The 21,608-nt window shown below is 51.0% G+C and carries 18 protein-coding genes and 3 pseudogenes; 15 read left to right on the forward strand and 6 right to left on the reverse strand.

What is annotated here, in order from left to right:
• Window positions 1-3 precede the first annotated feature (3 nt).
• The 7 genes and pseudogenes from KI215_RS02095 to KI215_RS02125 all read left to right on the forward strand — a co-directional run bounded on the left by KI215_RS02095 (window position 4) and on the right by KI215_RS02125 (window position 6,534).
• Window positions 4-1,203: a thiolase family protein gene (locus KI215_RS02095; protein ID WP_212773955.1), complete on the forward strand. Its 1,200-nt coding sequence runs from the start codon at window positions 4-6 to the stop codon at window positions 1,201-1,203.
• A 12-nt stretch (window positions 1,204-1,215) separates the two neighbouring features.
• The gene (locus tag KI215_RS02100; protein ID WP_212773956.1) at window positions 1,216-2,697 is read left to right on the forward strand and encodes an aldehyde dehydrogenase family protein; all 1,482 of its coding nucleotides are present in this window, start codon (window positions 1,216-1,218) and stop codon (window positions 2,695-2,697) included.
• Between the two features lie 111 nt (window positions 2,698-2,808).
• Window positions 2,809-3,329, forward strand: a pseudogene (locus KI215_RS02105) (enoyl-CoA hydratase/isomerase family protein); the annotation flags it as partial.
• Window positions 3,330-3,457: 128 nt separating this feature from the next.
• Window positions 3,458-3,697, forward strand: a pseudogene (locus KI215_RS02110) (PaaX family transcriptional regulator C-terminal domain-containing protein); the annotation flags it as partial.
• A gap of 55 nt (window positions 3,698-3,752) precedes the next feature.
• On the forward strand, window positions 3,753-4,733 hold the full coding sequence (locus tag KI215_RS02115) for an NAD(P)H-dependent flavin oxidoreductase (protein WP_212773957.1): 981 nt from the start codon (window positions 3,753-3,755) through the stop codon (window positions 4,731-4,733).
• 28 nt (window positions 4,734-4,761) lie between these two features.
• Window positions 4,762-5,538: an enoyl-CoA hydratase/isomerase family protein gene (locus KI215_RS02120; RefSeq protein WP_212773958.1), complete on the forward strand. Its 777-nt coding sequence runs from the start codon at window positions 4,762-4,764 to the stop codon at window positions 5,536-5,538.
• A gap of 12 nt (window positions 5,539-5,550) precedes the next feature.
• Window positions 5,551-6,534 (forward strand): MBL fold metallo-hydrolase, encoded by a 984-nt coding sequence (locus KI215_RS02125; protein ID WP_420830164.1) that lies wholly within the window; start codon window positions 5,551-5,553, stop codon window positions 6,532-6,534.
• A gap of 993 nt (window positions 6,535-7,527) precedes the next feature.
• On the opposite strand, the gene KI215_RS16080 is transcribed toward KI215_RS02125, so the two are convergent.
• Complete coding sequence (locus KI215_RS16080) at window positions 7,528-7,662, reverse strand: EYxxD motif small membrane protein (RefSeq protein WP_275956732.1); 135 nt, start codon at window positions 7,660-7,662, stop codon at window positions 7,528-7,530.
• 19 nt (window positions 7,663-7,681) lie between these two features.
• Entirely contained in the window at window positions 7,682-7,942 is a 261-nt protein-coding gene (locus tag KI215_RS02130) for a YgaP family membrane protein (RefSeq protein ID WP_212773959.1), read from the reverse strand.
• 114 nt (window positions 7,943-8,056) lie between these two features.
• On the opposite strand from KI215_RS02130, the gene KI215_RS02135 reads away from it, so the two are divergent.
• The 3 genes from KI215_RS02135 to KI215_RS02145 all read left to right on the forward strand — a co-directional run bounded on the left by KI215_RS02135 (window position 8,057) and on the right by KI215_RS02145 (window position 12,092).
• Window positions 8,057-9,826, forward strand: a complete 1,770-nt coding sequence (locus KI215_RS02135) for an adenine deaminase C-terminal domain-containing protein (protein ID WP_212773960.1) — start codon at window positions 8,057-8,059, stop codon at window positions 9,824-9,826.
• 192 nt (window positions 9,827-10,018) lie between these two features.
• On the forward strand, window positions 10,019-10,522 hold the full coding sequence (locus KI215_RS02140; protein WP_212773961.1) for a MarR family winged helix-turn-helix transcriptional regulator: 504 nt from the start codon (window positions 10,019-10,021) through the stop codon (window positions 10,520-10,522).
• On the forward strand, window positions 10,506-12,092 hold the full coding sequence (locus KI215_RS02145; protein ID WP_212773962.1) for an MDR family MFS transporter: 1,587 nt from the start codon (window positions 10,506-10,508) through the stop codon (window positions 12,090-12,092). The genes KI215_RS02140 and KI215_RS02145 overlap by 17 nt, the downstream gene beginning before the upstream one ends.
• 14 nt (window positions 12,093-12,106) lie before the next feature.
• On the opposite strand, the gene KI215_RS16085 is transcribed toward KI215_RS02145, so the two are convergent.
• The 4 genes and pseudogenes from KI215_RS16085 to KI215_RS02160 all read right to left on the reverse strand — a co-directional run bounded on the left by KI215_RS16085 (window position 12,107) and on the right by KI215_RS02160 (window position 14,866).
• Window positions 12,107-12,235, reverse strand: coding sequence for a hypothetical protein (locus KI215_RS16085; RefSeq protein ID WP_275956733.1), 129 nt, complete (start codon window positions 12,233-12,235; stop codon window positions 12,107-12,109).
• Window positions 12,236-12,965: 730 nt separating this feature from the next.
• A pseudogene (locus tag KI215_RS02150) lies at window positions 12,966-13,061 on the reverse strand (zinc ribbon domain-containing protein); the annotation flags it as partial.
• Between the two features lie 103 nt (window positions 13,062-13,164).
• Window positions 13,165-14,454 carry a UDP-glucose dehydrogenase family protein gene (locus KI215_RS02155; RefSeq protein ID WP_212773963.1) on the reverse strand — a complete coding sequence of 430 codons (1,290 nt, stop codon included), beginning with the start codon at window positions 14,452-14,454 and terminating at the stop codon, window positions 13,165-13,167.
• Window positions 14,455-14,596: 142 nt separating this feature from the next.
• Window positions 14,597-14,866 (reverse strand): hypothetical protein, encoded by a 270-nt coding sequence (locus KI215_RS02160; RefSeq protein ID WP_212773964.1) that lies wholly within the window; start codon window positions 14,864-14,866, stop codon window positions 14,597-14,599.
• 190 nt (window positions 14,867-15,056) lie between these two features.
• Here KI215_RS02160 and KI215_RS02165 point away from each other — a divergent pair, with 190 nt between their 5' ends.
• The 5 genes from KI215_RS02165 (at window position 15,057) to ligA (ending at window position 21,604) form a co-directional block, all read left to right on the forward strand.
• On the forward strand, window positions 15,057-16,043 hold the full coding sequence (locus tag KI215_RS02165; RefSeq protein WP_212773965.1) for a DUF3048 domain-containing protein: 987 nt from the start codon (window positions 15,057-15,059) through the stop codon (window positions 16,041-16,043).
• 78 nt (window positions 16,044-16,121) lie between these two features.
• Window positions 16,122-16,427, forward strand: coding sequence for a YerC/YecD family TrpR-related protein (locus KI215_RS02170; protein ID WP_212773966.1), 306 nt, complete (start codon window positions 16,122-16,124; stop codon window positions 16,425-16,427).
• 133 nt (window positions 16,428-16,560) lie between these two features.
• The gene (gene pcrB, locus KI215_RS02175) at window positions 16,561-17,310 is read left to right on the forward strand and encodes a heptaprenylglyceryl phosphate synthase (protein WP_212773967.1); all 750 of its coding nucleotides are present in this window, start codon (window positions 16,561-16,563) and stop codon (window positions 17,308-17,310) included.
• An 18-nt stretch (window positions 17,311-17,328) separates the two neighbouring features.
• Window positions 17,329-19,518 carry a DNA helicase PcrA gene (gene pcrA, locus KI215_RS02180; RefSeq protein WP_212773968.1) on the forward strand — a complete coding sequence of 730 codons (2,190 nt, stop codon included), beginning with the start codon at window positions 17,329-17,331 and terminating at the stop codon, window positions 19,516-19,518.
• A gap of 64 nt (window positions 19,519-19,582) precedes the next feature.
• On the forward strand, window positions 19,583-21,604 hold the full coding sequence (gene ligA / locus KI215_RS02185; RefSeq protein ID WP_212773969.1) for an NAD-dependent DNA ligase LigA: 2,022 nt from the start codon (window positions 19,583-19,585) through the stop codon (window positions 21,602-21,604).
• Window positions 21,605-21,608: the final 4 nt, after the last annotated feature.

Genomic DNA, 21,608 nt, shown 5'->3' on the forward strand with positions numbered 1-21,608 from the left:
GGGATGAGAGAGGCGGTAATCATTGATGCCGTTCGGACGCCGATCGGAAGATACAACGGAGCCTTGAGAGATGTAAGACCGGATGATTTAGCTGCACATGTCATTCGGGAATTGCTGAAAAGAAACCCGATCGATCCTTCCATCGTAGATGATGTCATATTTGGGTGTACTAATCAAGCCGGTGAAGATAATCGAAACGTGGCTCGGATGGCTGTGCTGCTGTCCGGCATGCCGGAAACGGTGCCTGGAGTTACTGTGAATCGTCTTTGTGCCTCCGGTTTGGAAGCGCTTAATAAAGCGGCGTCAGCCATAAAATCAGATCTTGGAGATGTCTTTATTGCCGGTGGAACGGAAAGTATGACGCGCGCACCTTACGTATTGATGAAACCTCAGCTTGGCGGAATGAGGCAGAATCACACCTTGCAAGATACGACCATTGGCTGGCGTTTCGTCAATCCTGCTTTGGCTAAACAATATCCCCCCATCAGTTTGGGGGAAACCGCGGAGAATGTTGCAGACCGTTATGGAATCTCCCGGGAGGAACAGGACGAATTTGCGCTGCTCAGTCAAAACAAAGCAAATAATGCAATCAAGAGTGGGCGATTTAAGGATGAGATCGTCCCGATCCGCATACCCCAGCCCAAAGGAGACCCGGTCCTTTTTGATACGGACGAGCATCCGCGGCCGGATACAACCCTAGAAAAACTCGCCCAACTAAAACCTGCATTTAAGGAGGGGGGAACCGTTACAGCTGGCAATTCATCAGGGATCAATGACGGAGCGAGTGCGCTTTTGATCATGGAAAAGCGTAAGGCTGAAGAATTGGGTTTAAAACCGATGGCCCGGATTGTCACTTCGGCTGTTTCTGGCGTACATCCGTCTTACATGGGAATCGGGCCCATTCCAGCTACAAAAAAAGCGTTGCAAAGAGCCGGGTTGTCCGTTAAACAAATAGACCTGATCGAAATTAATGAAGCTTTCGCTTCCCAATCCATTGCTTGTATCAGAGAGCTTGGTTTTGATATGGACAAAGTGAATGTGAATGGAGGGGCAATCGCGCTGGGGCATCCATTGGGATGCAGCGGGGCCCGGATCGTGACCACGCTCATTCATGAAATGAAGCGCAGAGATTGCCGTTATGGGTTAGCTACCATGTGTGTTGGAGTTGGTCAAGGCATCGCTACTATTATTGAAAAATTATAAAGGGGGCTCTACATGATGATCAAAGAGAGATATCAACTATTCATTAACGGTCAATACGTGGACAGCAGCAACGGGGAATTTTTTGAAACGCATAACCCTGCCACAGAAGAAGTGCTGGCGACTGTTGCAAAAGCGACAAAGGAAGATGTAGACAAAGCGGTCGAAGCGGCACGTGCTGCATTTGAATCAGGGAAGTGGCGGAAGTTTACAGGAGCTAAAAGAGGGCGGTTGTTGAACAAAATTGCCAGTATCATGAGAAGCCGTTTTGATGAGCTGGTTCGCGCTGAGGTTCTCAACAGCGGAAAGACAGTAGACGCGGCCAAAGGCCAAATCATGCAGGCCATAGAGGATTTTGAATTTTACGCTGCAGCAGCCATTACATTAGGAGGGGAAACAAAGCCGGTTCCCAACGGTTTCTTTAACTATACGGTAAAAGAACCTGTTGGCGTATGCGGACAAATCATACCTTGGAATTATCCCTTAATGATGGCTGCGTGGAAGATTGCACCTGCTTTGGCTGCCGGATGTACGGTTGTCTTAAAACCAGCTAGCTATACTCCGATTACTGCTTATATGCTGGCCGAAATTTGCCACGAGGCAGGTGTTCCCGAAGGAGTCATCAATGTCATCACAGGAAGCGGCTCAGAGATTGGTCCTTATATGACGGAGCACCCGGGAATTGACAAAATTGCATTTACGGGTGAGACGGCGACCGGGAAAGATATCATGGCCCGTGCGTCCGGCACATTGAAGCGTGTCACATTGGAGTTGGGCGGGAAATCTCCCAATATCGTCTTTGACGATTGTGATATTGACGCTGCGGTTGATGGTTCACTTTACGGAATCTTCTATAATACAGGACAATCTTGTGAAGCGCGTTCACGCCTGTTTGTTCACGAAAAAATTTACGATATCTTTATGGAAAAATTCCTTGAAAAAGCCTCTCGTTTACGTGTAGGGGATCCTTTTGAAAAAGGGGTTCATATCGGGGCCGTAATTTCTGCAAGCCATGAGAAAGTCATTGACAGCTATGTGAAATTGGCAGTGGAAGAAGGAGCCGAAGTGCTTTTCGGCGGTAAGCGTCCTGAAGGTCCCGCCTTTGAAAAAGGACATTGGTATATGCCGACGATTATCGGAAATGTAACCAATGACATGCGGGTTGCCCAAGAGGAAATCTTTGGCCCGGTTGTAGTAGTTATGAAATTTAATGACGAAGAGGAAGTCATTCGTCAAGCCAATGACACGATTTTCGGCTTGGGGTCAGCCATTTGGACGAAGGATCATGGAAGGGCTCATCGTGTTGCTGCTGCGATCCGTGCTGGTATTGTAATGGTGAACTCTCCGATCTCTGCATTCCCCGGAACACCATTTGGGGGATATAAGCAATCCGGTTTTGGAAGAGAGTTGGCACTTGAGACCTTGGATCTTTATACAGAAACAAAAAGCGTGCTCTCTTATGTTGGAAGCCGCCCGCTGAATCTGTTCGGACTTTGATACTATGATTATTAAACGAACGTCAAAAAATCGTATAAAAAAGTTGAATGATTAAATTAATTATGTATGTATATTATGTATTTAGAACGATTGTTTGAATAAACATATTAAACGCTGGACAAAATTGCCCGTTCACCCCAAGTCTATATGCCTGCCCGGAAGGGCATACGGTGGGCGGCGGGCTGGAAATGGCCCTTGGCTGCGATCTTCGCTTCATGGGAGATGAAGCAGGAAAAATCGGACTTCCAGAAGTTACCCTGGGAGTGCTGGCCGGGACGGGCGGAACGCAGCGGCTGGCCCGCCTTGTCGGATACTCCCGGGCGCTGGATATGAATATTACCGGCGATTTGCTGACCCCGCATGAAGCGTTGGAAATCGGCCTGGTGAATAAAGTGTTCCCGCAAGCGGAAACAAGGGCGAAAACGCTGGAGTACGCGAGAAAGATCGCGAAAAGCGCCACCTATGCTGTATCCAACATTAAGCTGTCGATCATGAACGGAAAGGAAATGCCGCTCAATGTGGCCATCCGCTACGAAGGGGAACTGCAAAATCTTCTGTTCCGCTCCGAAGATGCCAAAGAAGGACTAAGCGCATTCATAGAAAAACGCCAACCCGATTGGCAAGGTTATTAATTGACCAGGATTTCAATTCTTTAAAACAATATCGGTCTGTTAGACCGGTATTGTTTTTTAACAGAATACTGAACTCCTATCCCGCCAAAAATAATATTTCAAGAAACCTTGTATAATCTAATCCAAGCTTTGTCGAGAGCACCACACTCGTTCACGAATACCGGAAATTCTTATTCTTGGATCCCGGTTTTCCTGTAGATCTTCTGCCGGCAAACTGGAGCGGGTTCAAAGCAAGAGAGTTGTTTTTCAATATTCACCAACTATTATCTGTGCCAGCCATAAGATATTTTGAAACGATGTTTGAACAAGTACCTGACCGCGAATATGTTTCGAATAGGGCTAAGGCGATAAATCCTTTTATTGTTTAATCGTGAAGCTATTTTTATGCTTTAGATTTGGTGAATGAATTAAGGAAGTGATGGGATGAGAAAAAACCGGGTGGCAGAGATTCTTCAAGTTCGATATCCCATTATCGAAGGCGGGATGGCTTATGTGGGGAATGGAGAATTGGCAGCAGCAGTGTCAAACGCCGGGGGATTTGGACAGGTAGCTGCGTCCGGACGCACTCCCGAAGACTTTGAAGAGCAAATCCAAATCGCTTCCTCACGAACCGATAAACCTTTCGGTGTAAATATACCAATCAGCAAATATTTTGTAAATGATTCCTATTTTCGTGTTGTTGAGGCTCATAAAGATCGAATCCAGGCCATCAGTTTGGGATCCGGGGATCCCCGGCCTTATATCCCTTATTTCAAGGAATTAGGCTTGAAGGTCATGGTTTTGGTAGGTTCGGTAAAACATGCTGTGAATGCGGAAAAATCGGGAGCTGACATTGTCATTTGTGAAGGCTTTGAAGCGGGAGGGCGCAACAGTCCGTTTGAATTGACCCTGTTTAGTCTTGTCCCACAAGTCAGAAGAGCAGTCAGGATTCCAGTCGTAGCGGCCGGTGGGATCGTAACCGGACATGGAGTGGTCGCTGCCATGGCGTTGGGCGCAGAAGGGGTACAAATGGGTACCCGCTTCATTGCTACGAAAGAATGCCCGGCCCATGAACATTATAAGAGAAAGCTGCTTGAAGCGGAGGACAATGACACGGTTATTATAGAGAGAAGCATTGGCGGGGTTAACAGAGTTTTAAATACGCCCTATGTCAATCAAATAACAGAACTTGAAAAAAACCAGCCTGCGTTTGATCAGCTGTATCCCCTTATAAATGGAAGAAGAAATCGCATTGCGGCCATCGACGGCCATATCAACGATGGCTGGCTTCATGCGGGGCAGTCGGTTGGTTTAATTACCTCCATCATGAGCGCTGGCGAAGTGATTCAACAGATCCTACAGGAAGTGAAGGAATGCGGTCTTCGTTTGAATCAGTCTTTGGAAGAGTTGCTGGCAACTGATTAGATTATGAATGAAGGCGGAGGGAAAACTTATGGTCAGTAACAACTATGAAACGATCAAGTTTTATGTTGAAGAAGGTGTAGCCTTTCTTGTTTTAAGTCGGCCACCAGTCAATGTAATGAATATTCAAATGATGGAAGAAATTTCTGATGCTCTTTTCAGTATTCGAAGCAATCGGAATCTGCATGCCTTAGTCATTCGTGCCGAGGGAAAAGTCTTTTCTGCAGGAGTTTCTGTAGAGGATCATATGGGAGATAAGGCAGAACCGATGTTGCATCTATTTCATAAAATGTTTCACCTTCTTATTGAAATTCCCTGTCCAACCATTGCGGTTGTTGAAGGGCCAGCTATTGGCGGCGGATGTGAATTAGCTACCTTCTGTGATATCGTGTATGCAACGGAAAAGGCCAAGTTTGGACAACCGGAAATTAATTTGGGTCTGTTTCCGCCGGTTTCAGTTGTGACGTTCCCGTGGTTGACGGGATTTAATAGAACCATGGAATTACTGTTAACAGGAGAAACCATTGACGCCCATAAAGCGTATGAATGGGGATTTGTGAATCGCGTTTTGTCGCCGGAAGATTTGGAAACGAATCTTAAACAATTATTAAGTAAACTGAAAAATAAAAGCACAGTAGCTCTTCGTTTGACAAGAAAAGCTGTCCGTGAAGCCATGGCTTCCAGTTTTGCCTCCTCCATTGGAAAAGTTGAGCAGATATATTTTCGGGATTTGATACAATCGGAAGACGCTCAAGAAGGACTCCGTTCTTTTATAGAGAAAAGAGAGCCGGTCTGGAAGAATTCCTAGGAGGCGGACATTTTGAATATTCAACAAATAGAAGAAAATATTTACCGTATTCCGATCCCTGTACCATTTCCGATGAAGTACATTTATTGCTATCTTTTTAGAGCATCGGATGGTTGGAATGTAGTGGATGCAGGATTCAATTATCCTCCGGCTATCGAAACATGGCTTCAGGTGTTTGCCGATTTGGATGTGGAGCCTAAGCAGATCCGTTCAATCTATTTGACTCACTTTCATCCGGATCATTTTGGATTAGCCGGCTGGATGCAGGAGTTAACAGGTGCACCGGTGTTCATAAGCGCTGAAGATTTTGCGATGGCAGACCGGGTTTTTGGACCGGACAGTAAACAGGCCAACCGCGTCGCCATCATGTGCAGGGAAAATGGAGTACCGGCTGACCTCGCTGATAAAATAGAGCAAAACATGGAGAAATTAAGGGCCCACGTTCTCCCTTTGCCGAATCTCACCATATTAACGGATCATGAAGTCACTCTGGGTGGGGATATCTGGAAAGTTATTTCAACCCCTGGTCATAGTGACGGCCTGATCTGTTTTTATCAACCGGAAAAACGGTTGTTGCTTGCAGCCGATCACATTTTGGATAAGATTACACCCAATATCAGTTTGTGGCCTGACAGCCGTTCAAATCCACTTCAAGATTATCTTAACTCTCTGAATAAAGTACGGTCCTTGGACGTGCTTTTGACACTTCCGGCTCACGGAGAAGTTATTGACAACCTTTCGAGTAGAATTGATGAGATCATTTCCCATCATGAACGAAGGCTGATCCAGATGCTCGATCTGGCAAAAGAAGGTCAATCCGCCTATCAGATTGCCGATGGAATTTTTGGTCATAAAAATCTGACTCCCCATCAATGGCGATTCGCGATAGCAGAGACTTTGGCACATTTGGAGTTTCTTGTATCAGGCCAAAAGCTCGTCAAGGTAAAAAACAGAGGGATCATTCAATATCAAGCCAATTTTTATACGGTAACCTAATATTAATTAAAAAAACAATGATTTACATGAGCGCTGCTTCTGTATCATGCGCTTTTTTGTATGTGTATGTAAAAATTACGACCAGAATAATACTTTATAGATTCATAATAAAGAATTGAAAGGACGGATTATAACTATATATAATTTGAGATTGTTTGCATATCCTGGTAATATAGTGGAGAACTGTACGCGAAATCTTGTTGAAAGACCATAGGCGTATAAAATTAAAGGAATGAAATGACTTATAGAGGTGTACCAAGCAGCCGAGTCCTACTGGCAACGAATCGTCAGCAGCCGTAGTCAGAAAAGTGTTGTCACAAGGGATAAATTACATCGAATAAAGTCATTCTTTCTACTGATGCGAACGAAAATTTTCACACCTTTTGACAGGCTGAAAACATACGCCATGCTGTGAAACCATTTCTGACGAGCCCATTGCGGGAAATCCGAATGCTGGGTTTTGTGGGGGATTAGGCCGCAAATGGGGGGACCGTTCTACCCGGAAGAGTTGTTTGCGATTGGTGCTTGGCTCCCTACTTCACCTGTAACTGGGTCTATAGGACCATCTTGGTCCAAAGCAAAGGGGTGGCCCCAGCCAATTGTATGGCTTTTTGGGCCACCCCGTAGTGTAACAGTAAAGGCACGGTTGCATCCTAATATCTTCCATATTCAACCGGATTTTCGGCAATCATCTTCGGTTGGGGCTGCCGTGGTAGAGTTGGTAAGATTGGACGAATGCATGTGACCCTGCTGCAACTACTGGCTTTTTTTCTCATTCTCTTTTAATTATGGAACTCCAACAATCCGCGATACCTTTTAGAAATCTTTATCCAAGCCAAATATCAGCGATAATCCGACGATTAAGCTGGACACGGTTCTCTATTGCTCAGAAACAGGGAAAGGGCGATGCCTGTCACTAGCAAGCCAGATAATTCCTTTCAGCCTGAGTAGGATGAGAATCAGGTAAGTCATCAAGGGAACCTTGTCCCGAGTTCACAGATACGTACGCCGCCAAAAACGCCGGATGACCAGGCCGATCACCACGAGCGAGCCAACGGCGGTCAGGATGACGAATCCATAATCATTGAGCGTTTCAATCAGCCAGGACCAGGGTTGTGTCGGTATCAATGATTTCACCTCTTTTTGTTCACGGAGCAGGTTCCGGTTTCGGTGACGTAGTGACCGGCGCTCGCGAACTGGGAGATTCTGCGGTACTTTGGCCCAACAGATACAGCATCGGGCAGAAACGAGTAATGCCTTCGGCCACCTTCATACCGGAGAGGAGAGCAACCATCAGCGGCAATCCGCTGTACGGACGGCGAACCATTCGGGCGATGCTCCAAGCCAAACCGGCCGTTCCCATCGTGATGCGTAAGATTGCATCCCAGGTTCCCACATTTTTTTGCATCGGTACATCCTCCTTGCAATTGCTGGGTTTATTATGTGGCCCGCCTTCATTCCTTATTCCCGCTTCTATGTGATAGCATGGAAGTATCAATGACAGAAAAGGAGGAAAAGAAGGATGGTTTTGCCGATGGATAGCAAAGAACGGAGGAAGTTGGTCGAAACGGCGATGGGACGCCGATCACCTTCCCTTGTTCTGAGTGGAGCGGAAGTACTCAATGTGTATACGGGTCGGATGGAGCGAGCTGATGTGGCTGTGGCGGGCCGGTGGATTGCTTATGTGGGTGATCTGGAAGAGGCCCGCATCCGGCCGGAAACGGGTACGCGCGTGCTGGATGTATCGGGTTGCGTGCTCGTTCCCGGATATATCGAAGTACATGCCCATCCGTTTATTTTGTATAATCCCGTCACGCTGGCCGAGCATGTCTTGCCGCTCGGGACCACCATGCTCATAAGTGACAATTTGTTCTTTTTCCTCTGGTTGAAAGAAAAGGAGATAATCCGACTCTGGGAAGAACTGTCCCGTTTACCGGTCAAATATGGATGGTGGGCGCGTTTGGACCCGCAAACCCATTTGCCGGAATCCCTGTCTCATCTGTTGGACGATGAGCGGGTCCGTCGGTTTTTGCACCATCCGCTGGTGTTACAGGCGGGTGAGCTGTCCGACTGGATGCCGCTGTTGAATGGGGACGAACGAATGCATGGATGGATTGGAACGGCTCATGAGTGGAACAAAAGGGTGGAAGGTCATGCACCCGGTGCCTCCTACCGTACATTGGCACGGTTGGCCGCAGCGGGGGTGACGGGGGATCATGAAAGTATTTCACCGGATGAAGTGTGGGACCGTCTGCGTCTTGGATACATGGTAACGCTTCGACACAGTTCGCTTCGTCCTGATTTGCCGGTGTTGATGGAAGGATTGGTGCGGGAACGAGAAGTGCCGTGGCATCGACTGATGATGACCACGGATGGGCCGTCTCCGTCCTATTTTCGTCACGGGTTCGTTGATCAACTGATTCGAACGGCCATCGAGGCCGGGTGTGATCCAGTTCGGGCGTATCAGATGGTGACGATCAATCCGGCCGTGTATTACCGCATGGATGAACGAATCGGGGGAATCGCACCAGGGCGACTCGCAGATATCAATGTGCTTTCTTCACTGGACGAGCCTGTCCCCCTGAAAGTGATCGCCAACGGAGAACTGGTGGCGGCTGATGGACAGTGGGTGAAATCACCACCGTCCATCGAGTGGACGCGTTTTTCTGTCATGCAACGATCTTTCACGTGGCGGGCGGATGTGCAGCAACTGCGATGGCAGGTAAAAGAAGGAGAAACTGTGCCTGTGCTCAATCTGATCAACCCCGTGATCACCAAGCTGACCGAAGAAACCGTATCAACAGGACCCGACGGGGTTGCATTGTCCGAGGATGACGACCGGCTGTTTGCCTATCTGATTGACCGGAACGGACGCTGGATCACACGGAGCTTGATTCGTGGGTTCGGTCGAAACATCGATGCATTGGTATCCACTTACAATGGTTCCGGCGATTGTCTGGTGATCGGTAGAAACATCGAAGCGATGGCTCAAGCCGTTCGTCGCACATTCGACGATGGCGGTGGGATCACATGGATACAAGGAGGAGAGACGTATTTTCATTTGCCGCTTCCGCTTTTGGGCATGATGAGTGAATGGCCGATGGAAAAGTTGGTCGAGAAAACAGACGAGCTGACGGATAAACTGAAGCGGTTTGGCCATCCGTATTACGATCCCATCTACACGTTTTTGTTCCTTACCTCCACAAATCTCCCGCAGGCCCGGTTGACAGCGGACGGTGTCTTACGGGTGAAGGACCGGACGTTCGTGTATCCGGCAGAGCGGTGGGGGTAAAGATTGTGTCTGTTCGGCCGAGTTCAGGAGATTCGCAACGAAGTGATCTGACCACCTAGCTGCGCCAATAGCGCAGCTTTTTCCTTTTTCTCAGCTGTTGACAAAACTGCCTTTTTCATTATACAGTTTAATCATTAACCAAATTAAATATTAAACTATGAAATCAAATAGCGAAACGGGAGGTCAAACAATGTGAGAGAAACGGACAACTGGGTTGATCGGTTTGATGCCGCCCTCCGATCCGTTGCACAGCATTTGGGAGCGAACATTGTATTGCAGGCACCGTTCGATCTGACACCGGGTCAAGTGTTTTTGTTGCACTTGATTAAAACAGAAGAACACTGCACGGTATCGCAGTTGGCAGAAAAAATGGAGGTCAAACCCAGTGCCATCACCGTCATGCTGGACCGGTTGGAAAGCCGCCGTTATATTGAACGGTTCCGAGATCAACAGGATCGCCGCGTGGTCATCGTTCAATTGACGGAAACCGGTTCGGACGTGTTGCAAAAAATCTGGAACCTGCGCAAACGTGTGGTCGGATACTGTTTGAATCAATTGGATGGTGAAGAGCTCACCGTTTTCATCCAGGCATTTGAAAAGCTGGCTCGTATCGCGGCCGATCTGGATGTACAGCAGTTTATATCAACGATCAATGACGAAGAGAAAAGGGGGAATAGGGATGGAAACCACACATGATCAAGTGGAATGGGATACCCCTTCTACGAACCGTCGAGGGGTATTGATCGCTGGTTTGATTATCGCCATGCTATTTGGCGCATTGGATCAAACGATCGTGGGTACGGCCATGCCGCGAATCGTGGGTGAACTGGGTGGACTTTCGTTGTTGACTTGGGTCACCACCGCGTATATGCTGACAGCCACCACCGTGGTTCCCATTACCGGAAAGTTGGCCGATTTGATGGGGCGCAAGATGGTGTATGTGGCCGGTCTGACCATCTTTGTGATCGGTTCGGCACTGTGCGGGGCCGCACAAAACATGATTGAACTGATCCTGTTTCGTGGTTTTCAGGGCATCGGCGGCGGCATGATGATGCCGATGGCGATGATCATCATCGGAGATCTGTTCGAAGGAAAAGAACGAGCAAAATGGCAAGGTGTCTTTGGGGCGATTTTCGGTCTTTCCTCCGTGATCGGTCCCCAGTTGGGCGGATGGTTGGTGGACGCGCTCAACTGGAGATGGGTATTCTATATCAACCTGCCGATCGGGATACTGGCGGCTATTCTGATCGCGATCGGGCTGAAGGGACACCGATCCTCCACATCCGTTCGATTGGACTGGGCCGGCATGTTGACGATGGTGTTGGGTGTGGTCAGTCTGCTCCTCGCGCTATCCCTCGGCGGAAAAGAGTATGAATGGACTTCATGGCAAATACTCGGACTGTTTGCGTTGGGACTGGTGTCGTTGATTCTGTTTGCCCGTGTGGAAGCCCGGGCGACCGAACCGATTTTCCCGTTTCGTCTCTTTCGGAACCGGACGTTTACCATCATCAACAGTATTGGTTTCCTGATGAGTGTCGGCATGTTCGGCTCCATCATGTTTGTTCCCTTGTTCATGCAAGGTGTGACGGGGGTCAGTGCATCCGCTTCCGGCACTGTCATGACTCCGATGATGATTACCATGATTGTGGGTAGCGTGTTGGGCGGGCAGTTGGTGTATAAGATCGGGATGCGGGTTCAAATGGCGTTGGGTATGCTGATCATGGCCGGCGGTTTTGTTCTGCTCTCCACCATGGATATTTATACTTCCGCTTTTACCGCGTCGGTCTACATGGTGATACTGGGATTGGGAATGGGCTTGGTCATGCCGCTCTTGACGCTGGCGTTGCAAGAGAGTTTCCCGCGCTCCGAGCGGGGAGTGGTCACTTCATCCAGTCAATTTTTCCGACAGATCGGCGGCACGTTCGGGATGACAGTGCTGGGAGCGGTGATGAATGCCCGATCCAGTGAGACGTTGAACGAAAAAATGGCACCGCTGCTTCAGAATCTGCCTGGTGAGATGGCCTCTCGGCTATCGTCGATGATGCAAGGTGATGCACAAAGTCTTTATAATTCCCTATTGAATCCGGCGATGTTGACCAAATTGCCGCCGACCTTCGTGGATGTTTTGAAAACGTCGTTGGTCGATTCGTTGCACAGCGTCTTCCTTTTCGGATTGATCTTTGTGCTGCTCGGTGCTGTTTGTACTCTTTTTATGGGCCGCATTCAACTCTCCGATCACAAACCGGAACAAGCGCAAGCGGAATAACCGCTTGCGCTTTGTTATCGGATTTCCTGTTTCAGCACGTCTCCCAACTCCACGACTTTTCCGTCTCCCCGCAGATAGCGACGTCCGTCTGCATCTACCTCGTGACTTGCCTTACGGCTTAAGCCGTTAGCTTCTCGCTTCATCTGGCGTGGCAACCCACATCCATCCACGAAGGCTTCGTCCAAGCCTTGATGATTTTAGTTTAACGAGTTTTTGCTCGCATAGTAGTTTTAAGTGTTTTCGCACTTCTGCGCTTAATTGTACCAAAATCTGTCGGATTTACAAGAACGCCAAAGCTCCCTCTCTTGTCCGATGCTCGCTATCATCCCGACCCTAAAGGGCTGGGTTTTCCTGCTCTTTATCCATTCATAAAAATGAACCACTCAGTTATGCTTGATCCGTTTATGCTGCTGATGCACACTTTTTGCACCGGGTGCGTCAGAAAGGTGTCGATCAGCAGCGTGGCTTAGGAAATCCTGGTGTGAGTGCTGGTGAACATGGAAGGCTGTCAGGGGACGGAACACGACAAATTTGTCACGAACAGAGTGACCAAACGCAAACTCTCCCGGCGACACCGAGTCCTAACGGCAGTTATGTTGCACGGAACATGTTTCATCATCCCTGGATATATAGGGTGAAAGTTGAGAAAGGCGGGGCTTCCACCATCATTGACAAAAAAGTGGCGGTTCAGGATTGACACTCCACACGACTAAAGCCGTGGGATTTTTGAGTGGTTAACGCCCTCAGTCCATTTCTGTTTCGGGCAACCCTCAAGCTAAGGGTGTGTCATCAGCCCGTCCCACCCGGTTAGCACGTACCCGAATGGGCGGCACACCTGCGACCAACGGAAGTGCCCGTGGTATTACCAGTGTGCTAGGCTACTAACCCTGAAATGGCTTTGGCGATGTTGATCGCCCCATTCAGATCAGCGTGGATGGTGTATCCGCACTGTTTGCACTTGAAGCGGACAGGGGGCACCGAGCAACGTCGCCTTTCATTCCACGATTGAAATACCCCAAGGGTACTTCCTATGGGCGCCGTGGGCTTTCAGGCGACTTTTTCTTAAATATGCCTATCTCCATGTATTCACTTCTGGTCGGCCGACAGAGAGATAATGGAGAGGATACGTTGTTCCCAACTCGCGCATCTCTTCCAGCCGATACAGATTGCGGCCGTCGATGATAACGGGACACCGCAGGGTCGGCAACAACCGTTTCCAATCCATATGGCGAAATTCGTCCCATTCCGTCAGTATCATCACAGCGTCCACGTCACGAACCGCCGTATCGACATCCGGACTGATGGCAACCTGTTGGACTGGGAAACGGCGTGCACGGGGGTCGTAGGCGTGCACCTCGGCCCCTTTTTCCAACAGCATCCGGCTGACGGCGATGGATGGAGCTGATCGGACATCGTCGGTTTGCGGTTTGTATGTCAATCCCAGCAGGGCGACGCGTTTCCCGCTGAGCGTCCCCAGCGCTCGTTCGGCTTTGGTCACCAACCTCCGGGGACGCAGTTGGTTGATCTGATCGGCCGATTCGACCAAAGGGAGGGAACAGCCTGTTTGCGCTCCCATGTACAACAGTGCTTGCGTGTCCTTGGGGAAACAGGAACCGCCGTAACCGGCTCCCGCTTGCAGAAAGGCGTGGCCGATGCGATGGTCGGCACCAATCCCGCGGGCCACATCCTCCACGTTGGCATCCAAGCTTTCACACAGGTCGGCGATCATGTTGATATAGGAAATTTTCATCGCCAAAAAGGCATTGGCCGTATATTTGATCATTTCCGCACTGCGGCGGTCACATACGATCATAGGTGCGGTGATACCTTGATAGAGCCGGCACATACGCCCCGCGGCCCACTTGGATTCGCACCCGATCACGATGCGGTCCGGGTGGAAAAAGTCGTGCACGGCACTCCCTTGACGCAAAAACTCCGGATTGTGAACCACGTCCCGTTGGAGACGGGTGGCGATTTGATCGGTAGTTCCCACCGGAACCGTGCTTTTGATGATAAGGAGTGCGTCCGAAGGCAGACAATCGGTGAGATCCGATACGGCACGTTCCAGTTGAGTCAAATCCGGTTTTCCTTCCGGGCCGGCAGGGGTCCCTACTGCGACAAGGATCACATCAGCTTGTGAAGCGGCGTTGTGAACGTCCGTGGTGAAAGCCAGCCGTTGTGCCTGCCGATTTTTCGCGATCAGGGGAGCCAGTTCCGGTTCCCATACAGGTACATCCCCTCGATTCAGCTTCTCGATTTTAACGTTGTCGATGTCAACACCGACCACACAGTGACCGAGCTCCGCTAACGCAGCGGCGGTGGTGAGGCCTACATATCCCAGGCCGATTACGGTGACGTTCATGATCATTCCCCTTTTCCGGACACACTTAGATGTCGTCCATCCTATGCCGACATCATTGTACCGTTGCTGCTCCCGTCGGACAAACAAAAGAAAATTCAATGAAAAAGCGCCTGTCGTGATCGGACAGGCGTTTGAACCTTTTTCAGTCGTTTGATTTTAACTGTTTCATCAATCGCACCGCTTCTTCTTTGACGACGCGTTCCACTTCGTTGAGGTGTTCAATGGCGTTGGGCAGTTGCTGGATTTTTCGCATGTCCGGTTCCAGAAACTGCACTTTTCCCCCTTGAGCGTTATGCACATAACGGGCGACACTGGCGATGTACTCCTCATCGTCCCTGACAACGGCGTAGCGAATGATGTAAAACGGATGCTGGTGTTCCTCTACTCCGCGCGTCTCCACCCGAATGGACATGTCATCCCTCCTCCGTCTTTTTGCTTGTTGACGTCGACTTTCGTCATCCACACAACGGATTCTTATCTTTGTTGTTTTCCCACCTGTCATGATTGTCAAACGTATACATACTTTTTCATAACGGGAAAAAGGGACGGGACATTTTGTGTGGAAAGGGTGAAAGGAAATATCTTGTAAAAGGAGTAGATACATGATGCGGAAGTGGCTTCTTGGTACAGTCATCTGTGGACTGCTGGTGTGGTTGACTGGGTGCGGTTACGTTCAAAAGGAGCCCGGTCCGCAACGGGAACCCGCTTTGCAGAAAAATCGGGAACCACTTACGGGGTTGCCAACGAAGAACCGGGACCCTATGATTTTGATGGTGATGATCAACAATCATCACGTTGCCCGTCCGCAAACTGGATTAGGCCGTGCCGATTGGGTGTATGAAATCCTGGCTGAAGGGGAGATTACGCGGTTTGCGGCGTTTTATCACAGTGAATCGTCCGGAGTGGTGGGGCCTGTTCGCAGTGTACGGAAGTACTATCTGGACTTGGCAAAGGGTCTTCATGCCGTGGTTGCGCATGCCGGCGGTGCGACCAACGCCATGGACACAATCAAACAGGAAGGACTGCCCCATCTTGACGGGATTCACGAGGATGCCCGGTATTATTGGCGGGCAGGATTTCGAAAGCCGCCTCACAATTTATATACCGATTTGGGCAAGCTGGTACAAGGCGCCCGATCCAAAGGATACGACGCCACTTCTCAACGATTGCCGCTGACCTTTTCGGCGCAAGGAGCCACTGACCACGGAAAGCCGGCCAAACAGATCCACATCGTGTATCATCGTCTGTACAACTGCGGATATTCATACGACAGTGTCCAGCAAGCATATGTCCGTTTCACGCAAGGGGAGAAACAGGTGGACCGGGAAAGCGGTCAACCGCTCACCATGCAAAACGTGCTGGTGATACGTGCGAAGCATCACATTTTCGACAGTGCCGGACATCGGGAAGTAGACCTTGCAGGGTCGGGGAATGGCTATCTGTTCCAAAAAGGAAAAGTAATTCCGATTCGATGGGAAAATCGTTCCGGTGTCATCGTACCAACGGTTCATGGTAAAATCGTATCGTTGGTTCCGGGCAAGACGTGGGTGAATGTGATCCCCGAAAATGGAAAGGTTACATTTCAATAGGGGAGGAACAACGGGACGGATTGTCGAATCTACTACTTTAAATCGTGAAAGTGTTCGTCTGCCGCAGGGGGTGAACGGATGCAACTGAACAAACTGCGCAAAAGAGAGTTGGAGCAACTGTTTAAAGCAGTCTTGACACTGCGAAATGTGGAAGAGTGCTACCAGTTTTTCGACGACCTCTGCACGGTCGGCGAAATCAAGTCTTTGGCCCAGCGCCTGGAAGTTGCCCGGATGCTCCGCAAAGGGTACACATACAGCCAAATCGAATCGGAAACAGGGGCCAGTACGGCCACCATCTCCCGCGTGAAGCGTTGTCTCCATTACGGAACGGACGGATACAAGCTGGTGTTGGAGCGCTTGGAGGAAGAGGAAAAGGAAAAGTGACGGGATGAACGCACCTTGTTGAACAAGTCCCCTTGAAAGTACCCCGGAATCCTTCCGGGGGTTTTCTTTTTCTCCGCTGTTCGGTTGTGTATAATGTTGCTGAATGTAAGGGGACGGGAAGGAGCCGGCATCCATGCTGAAAGAGCGAGCAAAAAGTTGGCGACACGTTTTCAAGCTCGATCCCAACCGTGTGTTGTCGGACCGGGCGTTGGAGCGGATATGTCAATCGGACACGGACGCGATCATCATCGGTGGTACGGACGGCATCACGTTCGACAATACTTGGGAACTGCTGACACGCGTGAGACGCTACCCGGTGGAGTGTGTACAGGAGATCTCCAAAAAGTCGGCGGTGGTTCCCGGGTTTGACGGCTATTTGATCCCCACCGTGTTGAATTCGGGTTCCACCCATTGGATCGTGGGTGCGCATCATGAGGCGGTGAAGATTTACGGTTCTATGATCCCGTGGGAAGATGTCATGGTATTGGGTTACGTCGTGCTTAACCCTGAGTCCAAGGTGGCACGGGTGACGAAATCGCGCTTCCCGTTGGACAAGGATGATGTGACCGCGTATGCCCGTATGGCGGAATACCTGTTTGGATTGCCCGTATTGTATGTCGAATACAGCGGGACCTTCGGTGATCCCGATATCGTGCGGGCGGCGCGGAAGGGCTTGGCGGGTACGCGGCTTTTTTATGGCGGCGGGATCCACTCCGAGGAGAGTGCCCGTACGATGGCGAAGATTGCAGACACCGTCGTGGTGGGGAATTTGGTTTATTACAACGTGGATGCGGCCGTCCAAACGGTGAAATGGGTGAAGGAAACGGATTTGGATGTCGACGTGAAAAGCGACAAAGGGAAAGGAGGGCATCGCGCCTCGTAACGGGTGCGATCCATTTTTATGGGACAACATACGGAAACGACAGAAGCCTTGCTGCAAGGGCTCAACCCGGAACAACGGAGGGCGGTGGAAACGACTGAAGGCCCCGTGCTGGTCGTGGCCGGCGCCGGAAGCGGAAAGACCCGGGTGTTGACCCGGCGTGTGGCGTATTTGCTTGCCAAGGGAGTACATCCGTGGAACATCCTGGCTATCACATTCACCAATAAAGCGGCGCGGGAGATGAAAGAGCGGATTGTCTCCTTAGTGGGGCCGTCGGCTGAGGAAATCTGGATTTCCACGTTTCATGCGATGTGTGTTCGGATTTTGCGGCGAGATATCGATCGGATCGGATATTCGCGCAATTTCACCATACTGGATACCTCCGATCAGCTCACCGTCATCAAACAGGTGTTGAAGGAACAAAACCTGGACCCCAAAAAATTTGAACCTCGGGCCATTCTCCATCGAATCGGCCAAGCCAAAAACCAGTTGCTCACCCCCCGCCAGATGAAGGAGAGGGCAGACGGACTCATGGATGAAGTGGCGGCGGAGGTGTATGAGGGGTATCAACACCGTCTGCGGCAAAACCAATCACTGGATTTCGACGATTTGCTCATGACCACCGTGCAGTTGTTCCAACAAGCACCGGAAGTGCTGGACTACTACCAACGCAAATTCCAATACATTCACATTGACGAGTACCAAGATACCAACCATGCGCAGTACGTGTTGGTGAAACATCTGGCGGCTCGGCATCAGAATCTGTGCGTTGTCGGAGATTCGGATCAGTCGATCTACCGTTTCCGTGGGGCGGACATTTCCAATATCCTGCATTTCGAGCGGGATTATCCGTCGGCAAAGGTGATCAAACTGGAGCAAAACTACCGCTCAACGCAGACCATTTTGGATGCAGCCAACGGAGTGATCGAACATAACCGCTCGCGCAAGCCGAAGAAATTGTGGACAGAAAATGAGCGGGGCGAGCGTATTCAGCTTTTTGAAGCGGATAATGAGCATGACGAAGCCTATTTTGTGGCGGAGACCATCATCCGGGGACACCGGGAAGGCCACGCCTATTCCGACTATGCGGTACTGTACCGGACCAATGCCCAATCACGGGTGTTGGAGGAGGTTTTTCTCAAATCCAACATTCCCTACCAGGTAGTAGGGGGCATCAAGTTCTACGAGCGCAAGGAGATTAAAGACATCCTGGCTTATCTGCGTTTGGTGGTCAATCCTCATGACGATCTCAGCTTGCAACGCGTGATCAATGTACCCAAACGTGGCATCGGTCAGGCGACGATGGACAAGATCGCCCAGTATGCGGCGGATCACGGCATTTCCCTGTTTGAAGCGCTGCTGGAGGCGGAAACGATTGGGCTGTCAGCTCGTTTTCTCAAGCCGCTTTCGTCGTTCGTTCAGTTGATCCGTGAACTGCATGCGATGGTGGAGTACCTCTCCGCGGTCGAGCTGACCGAAGAGGTGTTGAACCGTTCCGGCTACCGGGAGGAGTTGAAAAAGGAAGGGACGTTGGAAGCCGCCTCCCGTCTCGAGAACATCGACGAGTTTCTTTCGGTGGCGCAGGAATTTGAACAGCGGAGTGAGGACAAGACGCTTGTTGCCTTTTTGACCGACCTGGCTTTGATCTCGGACATTGACGCGCTGGAAGAGGAAGACGAGGCGGATAGCGGCGTCACACTCATGACGTTGCACAGCGCCAAGGGGCTGGAATTTCCACATGTATTCCTCGTGGGGATGGAGGAAGGCATCTTCCCGCATGTCCGGTCGTTGGACGACGAGGAGGAGATGGAGGAAGAGCGGCGTCTGGCCTATGTCGGAATCACACGGGCGGAGAAACGGTTGTATCTGACCCGGGCCCGGATGCGGATGTTGTTTGGACAGACGAGTGCTAATCCGCCTTCCCGTTTCCTCTCCGAGATTCCTGATCATTTAATCCAACCGGCGAACGGGGAAGAAACGACGGGAACCAAACCGACGTTGCGCCATGGTCCCGTCAGACGGCCCATCCCCAACCCGAACGTCGATTGGCGTGTGGGGGACAAAGTGCGACACGGCAAATGGGGAGTGGGTACGGTAGTTAAAGTGCAGGGAGAAGGCGACGATACCGAGCTGAACATCGCCTTCCCCGCACCGGTCGGCGTCAAGCGCCTGTTGGCGCGGTATGCCCCGATTACGCGCGTGGAAAGCTAGGGCGTGTCTACTGGTTTTGACACGCAAACGTGTTTTGATCCGGGTGGGAAAGGAGCGGATGCGAATGGACCGGCAAGAGGCAGCGCGACGCGCCCAATCATTGCGTGAACAGATTGAAGAGCACAATTACCGTTATCATGTATTGGATGATCCGATCATCTCGGATGCGGAATATGACCGGCTGATGCAAGAGTTGATCCGGTTGGAGGAACAATTCCCCGAGCTGAAAACGCCGGATTCGCCGACCCAGCGGGTGGGAGGCGAGCCGCTCCCGTTTTTTGAGAAGGTGGAGCATCGCGTCCCCATGCTCAGTCTGGGCAACGCGTTCAATGAGGAAGACTTGCGGGAGTTTGACGAGCGGATCAAACGCATGGGCGGTGTGGATCAGGTCCGCTATGTCTGTGAATTGAAGATCGACGGACTGGCTGTTTCCCTCCGGTATGAAAACGGCGTGTTTGTACAGGGAGCGACACGGGGAGACGGACAGACTGGCGAAGATATCACGCAAAACCTGAGAACGATCCGCTCTCTGCCGTTGCGCCTGCGCGAACCGGTGACGGTGGAAGTGCGCGGAGAAGCGTTCATGCCGAAACGGGAATTCCGCCGCATCAACGCGGAGAAGGAACGGCGCGGCGAGCCGTTGTTTGCCAACCCGCGCAACGCTGCGGCTGGATCGCTCCGGCAGCTGGACCCGAAATTGGCGGCTGAACGGGCATTGGACATCTTTTTGTACGGGGTCGGTGCTGTGGATGAGGCATTGTTGCCGTCGACCCATACGGAGACGTTGGAATGGTTGAGTCGATTGGGTCTCAAGGTGAACCCGCATCGCCGTACAGTAGACAGCATCGAGGAAGTGATGGCGTTCGTCGAAGAGTGGCGGGAGAAGCGACCGGAACTGGACTACGAAATTGATGGTATCGTGATCAAGGTCGATGATCTTGCACTTCGAGAACGCTTGGGAATGACGGCCAAAAGTCCGCGGTGGGCGATCGCCTACAAGTTTCCGGCCGAGGAAGCGGTGACAATCCTGCGGGGGATCGAGGTGCGTGTGGGGCGGACCGGGGCAGTCACCCCGACAGCGATTTTGGAACCGGTCACCCTGGCTGGCACGACGGTGCAACGGGCCTCTCTTCACAATGAGGACATCATCCGCGAAAAAGGGTTGTTGATCGGCGATCACGTCATCGTGAAAAAAGCGGGCGACATCATCCCCGAGGTCGTCGGTGTGCTGAAAGAACGGCGAACGGGTGAGGAACGGCCCTATCAAATGCCCTCCGACTGCCCGGAATGCGGCAGCCGCCTGGTTCGGCTGGAAGGCGAGGTAGCTCTTCGCTGCATCAATCCCCAATGTCCGGCCCAAACCCGGGAAGGCATCATTCACTTTGTTTCCCGCGGTGCGATGAATATCGAAGGTTTGGGGGAAAAAGTGGTCACTCAACTGTTTGAAGCGGGACTGGTGCGCAGCGTGGCCGATTTGTATTACTTGAAGAAAGAAGAGCTATTGCCCCTGGAGCGCATGGGGGAAAAATCGGTGGACAATCTGTTGGCCGCCATCGAACAGAGCAAGGGGAACTCCGTGGAGCGGTTGATCTTCGGCCTGGGCATCCGCTTCGTCGGTGCCAAAGGGGCGCGTATTTTGGCGCAGTATTTCAGACTTCTGGACAAATTGATGACGGCCACGCGGGAAGAGCTGGAGTCGATCGAGGAGATCGGGCCGAAAATGGCCGACTCCATCGTCACGTATTTCGCGAAGCCGGAAGTGAAGGAAACTATCGAGCGGTTGCGTCAAGCGGGCGTCAATTTCGCCTACCTGGGTCCGGTATCAGAGAAGCAAACGGAGCAAGACAGTCCTTTTGCCGGAAAAACGGTCGTGCTGACCGGCACCTTGCACAGCATGACACGCCAGGAAGCGGCTGGTAAAGTTGAGGCGCTCGGCGGCAAAGTGTCCGGCAGTGTCAGCAAAAAAACCGATTTCCTCATCGCCGGTGAGAAAGCGGGCTCCAAACTGACCAAAGCACAGGAGCTGGGTGTAAAGATCCTGGACGAAGAGGAGTTTCTGGCGATGCTGGGAGAATCCGCTGGATGAGTTC

Source organism: Polycladomyces abyssicola, from assembly GCF_018326425.1.
GTDB classification, from domain to species: domain Bacteria; phylum Bacillota; class Bacilli; order Thermoactinomycetales; family JIR-001; genus Polycladomyces; species Polycladomyces abyssicola.